This window comes from Vibrio sp. 10N.222.54.A3, from assembly GCF_041474095.1.
Lineage (GTDB): Bacteria > Pseudomonadota > Gammaproteobacteria > Enterobacterales > Vibrionaceae > Vibrio > Vibrio crassostreae_C.
Genome location: NZ_JBFRTN010000146.1, coordinates 1 through 6,223 on the forward strand (window position 1 = coordinate 1; position 6,223 = coordinate 6,223).

The following is a 6,223-nucleotide window of genomic DNA, read 5'->3' on the forward strand; positions in this document are numbered from 1 at the left end:
GCCATGCTCGGCGCACCAATAAAAAGCCGACAGCGAATTAAGCTGTCGGCTGATGATCGTTCTATCTCAAGTACATTCTATCTCAAACAAGAGAAATAGGATTAAGCGTTAGCTTCACGCTCAGCAATGAACTCAAGAGCCATCTTGATGCGAGCGATTACGCGCTCTTTACCAACAAGCTCCATCACTGCATCAACAGAAGGAGACTGACCGCCGCCTGTTACTGCTACGCGAAGTGGCATACCGATTTTACCCATGCCGATCTCTAGCTCTTCACATACTGCTGCGATAACACCGTCTTTGATGTTTGCAGTCGTGAAATCTTCAAGCGCTTCAACCTTAGCAAGCGCAAGCTCTAGTGGGCCTTTAGCAACACCACGTAGGTGCTTCTTCGCTGCGCCAGCTTCAAACTCAGAGAAATCTTCGTAGAAGTAACGAGATTGCTCAGCAAGTTCGATAAGCGTGTTACAACGCTCGCCAACTAGCTTGATCACTTCAGTGATAGCTGGACCGTTTGTTGTATCGATCTTCTGTGCGTCTAGGTGCCATTGCAGGTATTTTGCAACGTACTCAGGCTCAGATGTCTTGATGTAGTGGTTGTTCAACCAAAGTAGCTTATCAGTGTTGAATGCAGAAGCAGACTTGCTGATAGCGTTCAGGCTGAAGAATTCAATCATCTCTTCTTGAGAGAAGATCTCTTGGTCACCGTGAGACCAGCCTAAACGAACTAGGTAGTTGTTTAGTGCATTTGGTAGGTAACCTTCGTCGCGGTATTGCATTACAGAAACAGCACCGTGACGCTTAGAAAGTTTCGCACCGTCATCACCAAGAATCATTGCACAGTGAGCGAAAGTTGGAACTGGCGCGCCTAGTGCTTCATAGATGTTGATTTGACGAGGTGTGTTGTTGATGTGGTCTTCACCACGAACAACGTGTGTAATACCCATATCCCAGTCATCCACTACAACTACGAAGTTGTATGTTGGTGCACCGTCTGTACGACGAATGATTAGGTCATCAAGTTGGCTGTTCGCGATTTCAATGCGACCACGGATTTGGTCATCAAATACTACGCTGCCTTCTTTAGGGTTACGGAAACGGATAACGCATGCATCACCTTCTTTTGCTGCTTCGTTTGCTGCAACAATTTTAGGGTGGTTAGCATCGTAACGAGCCATCTCTTTGTTTTCTTCTTGCTCTGCACGAATTTCATCAAGCAGTTCTTTAGACGCGTAGCATTTGAATGCTTTGTCTTCAGCAAGTAGCTTATCAACCATTTCGTTGTAACGGTCAAAACGCTTAGATTGGTAGTAAGGACCTTCATCCCATTCCATACCCATCCATTGCATGCCTTCTAGAATTGCATCAACCGCTTCTTGAGAGTTACGCTCAAGGTCCGTGTCTTCGATACGTAGAACGAATTCACCACCTTGGTTCTTAGCGAATAGCCAAGAGTAAAGTGCAGTACGTGCACCACCAACGTGAAGATAGCCAGTTGGGCTAGGAGCAAAACGAGTTTTAACCGTCATTTAAATACCTTGATTATGTAGGTGATTCTTTTAGTGCTCGCCATTACAAGGCCTGCAATAGTCAAACATCACTAAATTTTGGGCGCTATTTTATCACCACCGCTTAAATCTACAATCAGTAGTGAATGATTAATGCGCTGTTGTTGTACGAAAGCCGTTATTGAAAGGCCAATTACGCCCTTAAAGTCTTAAATAGATAGTCTTAGCAAGTAGATTATAGCCGCACATTCTTAATTTCCCTCTTCCATTCCAAACTGAAACCACCAGCTAGCACTCCACCAAGATCAAATTCTTGAATTTATGTTTGACCTTACCCTTACGGGAAGGTTTATGTTAGGCGTAGATGAGAATTGGAGTATCGATATGAACTACTACACAACGGCGCTCAACGGCCTAAATTGCATGGGTTGCGCGAAGAAAGTTCGCACACTGTTTAGCGATCTCGACAGCACGATGATTAATGACATATCGCCGACCTACATCGATATTTCGACTCCATTTAGTTACATTCAGCTCAACGAACAGTTAGCAACGCTTGGCTATTCTATGGGTAATCAGCTGCACCTTTCGCTATCCGGTCTGAGTTGCGGCAAGTGTGTGAGCAAACTGACTAAAGCGCTTGAACAAACTGAGCAAGCCTTAAACCTAGAAGTCAGCAAACAGGAATTATCACTGGTTACTCTGCTTTCTGAGTCTGAGGTGATTAAGCTGGTCGAAAGCCTGGGTTACCACGCAGCTCCCTACTCAGAAACGAATGACCTTTCATCGAGTTCAGATTTAGAAGACGAACAAGCAGATAAAAAGAGTGAAGATAAAACCGCAGCTAGCCAATATACCTATCACCTTGTTCTTGAGGGGATGACTTGTGCGAGTTGTGTCTCTTCGGTAGAGAAAGCACTGAAAAAGAATGAGTTTGTCGACCAAGCTCAGATCAACCTTGCCGAACAAACTGCCTTGGTTTTCACCTCTCAAACAAGAGACATCATTGAAAACGCTCTAATAGAATCGGTGAAAGCTGCTGGTTATGGCGCTGAGTTTGTCGACGATGCAGCGACTCAACAGCAAAAACAACAAGAACAGCAACTTCGTACTCAACAAGCCTTCCTTAGAAACTCAGTAAGCGCGTTGGTAATCGGTGCGCCGCTGATGGCATGGGGTGTGTTCGGTGGCAGCATGACCATTGCCACATTTAACGATCAACTGGCTTGGGGCTTGGTTGGTGTCGTTTGTTTGATACTGCTTGCTACCTCAGGTCGTAGCTTCTTCTCGAATGCTTGGCAGTCTCTCACGTATAAGCGCGCGACCATGGATACCTTAGTCGCTCTAGGTACAGGCGCAGCATGGTTCTATTCAATGTTGGTTGTGCTGATTCCATCATGGTTTCCAGAACCATCTCGCCATGTCTACTTTGAAGCAAGCGCAATGATCGTTGGCTTAATTTCTTTGGGTCATTACATCGAAGCCAAAGCCAAAGCGCGTACCACAAAATCTTTACAGGCATTGATTAACTTACAGCCTCAAAAAGCGGTGGTTATTGTCGATGGCAAAGAACAAACCATCGCAGTAGAAGCGATTCAGGTAGGCATGCAGGTACGAGTAAAACCCGGAGAAAAAGTACCGGTTGATGGTGTCGTAGTCTCAGGTGAATCTTATATCGATGAGTCGATGCTGACCGGTGAACCACTGCCCAACGTCAAAACAATAAATGATTGCGTTTCTGCGGGCACTATTAATGGGGATGGTAGTTTAATTATTGAAGCGACTGGGATTGGATCAAGCACCATGCTGGCTCGGATCATTCAAATGGTTCGCCAAGCGCAAAGCAGTAAACCAGCAATCGCCAAGCTTGCCGATTCTATCTCAGCCGTTTTTGTTCCGGTTGTGGTCGCAATCGCAGTTGCTGCCGCCTTAGTTTGGTTTTTTGTTGGCCCACAACCAAGCGCCAGTTACATGTTAGTGGTATCAACCACAGTGCTGATCATCGCTTGTCCATGTGCCTTAGGCCTTGCGACACCACTTTCAATTACTGTCGGCGTTGGCAAAGCCGCTGAGTTTGGCGTTCTGATCAAAGATGCCGATGTGTTGCAATCTGCAAGCAAAATTGATGCTGTCGTGTTTGATAAAACAGGCACATTAACCCAAGGTAAGCCAACCGTTCAGCAAGCCTTTTATGGCGATTTATCAGAACAAGAATTACTGGCTTGTGCTTATTCAGTAGAAGTAGGATCTGAGCACCCACTTGCCAAAGCCGTTTGCCAATATGCAGAGAGCTTGGAAGTTTCAGTACTCCCACACAGCGAATTTGAAAACCAACGAGGGCTTGGGGTTCAAGCAACAATTAACGGCAAGAAAGTGCAAGTTGGCTCGCTTAAGTACCTCACCCAATTAGGTATCAATACAGAGGTTGGCGCGGATTTCATCGAGCTTTGCCGCTCGCAAGCGTGGACGCCTATTTTCATTGCGATTGACCAAAAACTGGAAGGCATATTGGGCATTTCAGACGCGTTAAAAATAGATAGCAAACAGGCGATAGCTCAACTAAAATCCGCCGGAATTCACACTGTGCTATTAACGGGCGACAACGACTCTGTAGCTCAAGCGATAGGTAAAAACGTCGGTATCGACGAAGTGATTTCAGAAGTGCTTCCAGAGCAGAAAGCTCAACACATTGTTCAGCTGCAACAGCAATATAAGAGTGTTGCCATGGTCGGAGACGGTATTAACGACGCGCCTGCACTTGCTCAAGCAGATATAGGCATAGCAATGGGCAGTGGCAGTGATGTCGCGATTGAAAGTGCGCAAATGACGCTACTCAACTCATCGCCATTATCAGTAAGCAACGCGATCGAGCTATCTCAAGCGACCGTGAGAAACATGAAGCAAAACCTATTTGGTGCCTTCATCTACAACTCGCTTGGTATTCCTATCGCGGCCGGTGTGCTTTACCCATTTTTCGGATTTCTGCTTAGCCCTGTCGTTGCAGGCGCTGCGATGGCGATGTCGTCAATTACTGTAGTCAGCAATGCCAACAGGCTGAGATTGTTCAAACCAACTCATTCTAATATTAATAAAAACCATATTCATGAGGTTAACCATGATTCGTAAAATTATGACTCTTACTGCACTCGCTGCAATCTCAGGACAAGCTTTAGCTACTGATGTTCTAAACCACAAATCTCCATACTGCGGCTGCTGCACAGAATGGACTGAACATATGCGAGATGCTGGGTTCGATGTTACTGAGAAGCTCCACGATGATATGAACCCAATCAAGCAGAAACTAGGGATAACACAAGAGCTAGCCTCTTGCCACACTGCAGAGATCGACGGATACGTATTTGAAGGACACATTCCAGCAGATGACATTAAAGCCTTTCTAGAAAACCCACCACGTAATGCGATTGGTTTAGCGGTTCCGGGTATGCCAATGGGTTCGCCAGGCATGGAATATGGCGATAAGAAAGACGAGTACTCTGTGTACGCGTTTAATGATAAGGGTCAGGTGTTTGAGTACCGTCACTATAAAGGTAACTAGAGTACCAATTCACCTAAGGTAGAAAATTTAAAGCATAAAAATAGAGCCTAGTATCAAGCAAACCCAAGACTGTGGTTTGCTTACTAGGCTCTTTGCTTTTGGACAGTAAAGCAAATCTTGTCGCGGTACCAACCGGGCTGTTAGTACCGCTATATTCCCCTCGCTAATTAGCTAGCAAGCTATTTAGCAAAAAGCTATTTAGCGAAGAAGCTCACTCGGCTAATAATCTAATAGACTAAGCAACCAAGCGAATCAGCTTAGAAGCCGTAAGAAGCACCGAATACGAATGCGTTGTTCTGCTTAGAATCGCCGTTTGCGAAATCTACACCGTTAGCTTGGCTACGGAATTCAAAGTAAGGTTGAACACCTTGACGAGTCCATGTTGCACGTAACTCGTGGTCCATCGCTTCAGCATCAATCATGTATACGTTGTTGTAGCTAAGCGCTAGGTCAGCATTCACTGTGTAAGCAATGCGGTTATCCATGCGGTAGTCTGTGTCAGCATTAGCTGAAGTATCATCGATGTGTGCACGAGTACGGTTACTAATAGAGATGCCGTTGTCGAAGTTGTAACCGATCTTAACTAGTGGACGGAACTGAATGCTTTCACCCGCAGAGAATAGATGTTGGTAACCCGCAGCAACCCATAGGTTGTCAGTGATGTTGAAAGATTGCTCACCACCTACAGTGATGCCTGGAGTAGTATTACCTGCACCGCCATTTTCAGATTCAAGTTTGCCCAGTTGGATACCATCAAACTCAGAATAAACCGTGAAACCGCCTAGAGAGTTATCAAACGTGTGACCAGCTTCTAGCGTAGAAGTCATGTCAGAACCGTGGATACGGCCATCGTCATGAATTTGGATGTTACCCGTTACGTAAGAAGAACCAGCAAAAGCACTAGAAGCGAAAGCAAGAGAAAGAGCACTTAGAGCGATAATTTTTTTCATAGTAAACTGCCTTAGTTTAATTTTTTCAGCGGCACATCTTCGGTACATCATTCACCTTCACCGCTTGAGTAGTTGGTAGCCTCCCTGGCATGAAATCTATGTTGCTCGAATTAATTCGCGTTTAAAAATAAAAGGGACAGCAGAGTGATCCCTCTCACTATCAAAAAAAGACAAGTTATTTAAAACTTTAAAATCAACAACTTAAAAAC

General features: G+C 45.2%; 4 protein-coding genes. 2 read left to right on the top strand and 2 right to left on the bottom strand.

Annotated features, from left to right (window positions below; translation table 11 throughout):
- Positions 1–101: 101 nt before the first annotated feature.
- Positions 102–1,529 carry a glutamate--tRNA ligase gene (gene gltX, locus AB4507_RS21935; RefSeq protein WP_017069020.1) on the bottom strand — a complete coding sequence of 476 codons (1,428 nt, stop codon included), beginning with the start codon at positions 1,527–1,529 and terminating at the stop codon, positions 102–104.
- 300 nt (positions 1,530–1,829) lie between these two features.
- On the opposite strand from gltX, the gene AB4507_RS21940 reads away from it, so the two are divergent.
- Positions 1,830–4,634 carry a copper-translocating P-type ATPase gene (locus tag AB4507_RS21940; protein ID WP_372183372.1) on the top strand — a complete coding sequence of 935 codons (2,805 nt, stop codon included), beginning with the start codon at positions 1,830–1,832 and terminating at the stop codon, positions 4,632–4,634.
- Positions 4,624–5,064 (top strand): DUF411 domain-containing protein, encoded by a 441-nt coding sequence (locus tag AB4507_RS21945; RefSeq protein ID WP_372183374.1) that lies wholly within the window; start codon positions 4,624–4,626, stop codon positions 5,062–5,064. Before AB4507_RS21940 ends, AB4507_RS21945 begins: the two co-directional genes overlap by 11 nt.
- Before the next feature lie 257 nt (positions 5,065–5,321).
- Here the strand turns inward: AB4507_RS21945 and AB4507_RS21950 are convergent, their stop codons facing one another.
- Entirely contained in the window at positions 5,322–6,014 is a 693-nt protein-coding gene (locus tag AB4507_RS21950; RefSeq protein ID WP_017064150.1) for an oligogalacturonate-specific porin KdgM family protein, read from the bottom strand.
- Positions 6,015–6,223: the final 209 nt, after the last annotated feature.

What these genes read in the sequence shown, in the direction of transcription:
- gltX (WP_017069020.1), bottom strand. Translation starts at nt 1,529, where the DNA reads ATGACGGTTAAAACTCGTTTTGCTCCTAGCCCAACTGGCTATCTTCAC.
- AB4507_RS21940 (WP_372183372.1), top strand. Translation starts at nt 1,830, where the DNA reads ATGTTTGACCTTACCCTTACGGGAAGGTTTATGTTAGGCGTAGATGAG.
- AB4507_RS21945 (WP_372183374.1), top strand. Translation starts at nt 4,624, where the DNA reads ATGATTCGTAAAATTATGACTCTTACTGCACTCGCTGCAATCTCAGGA.
- AB4507_RS21950 (WP_017064150.1), bottom strand. Translation starts at nt 6,014, where the DNA reads ATGAAAAAAATTATCGCTCTAAGTGCTCTTTCTCTTGCTTTCGCTTCT.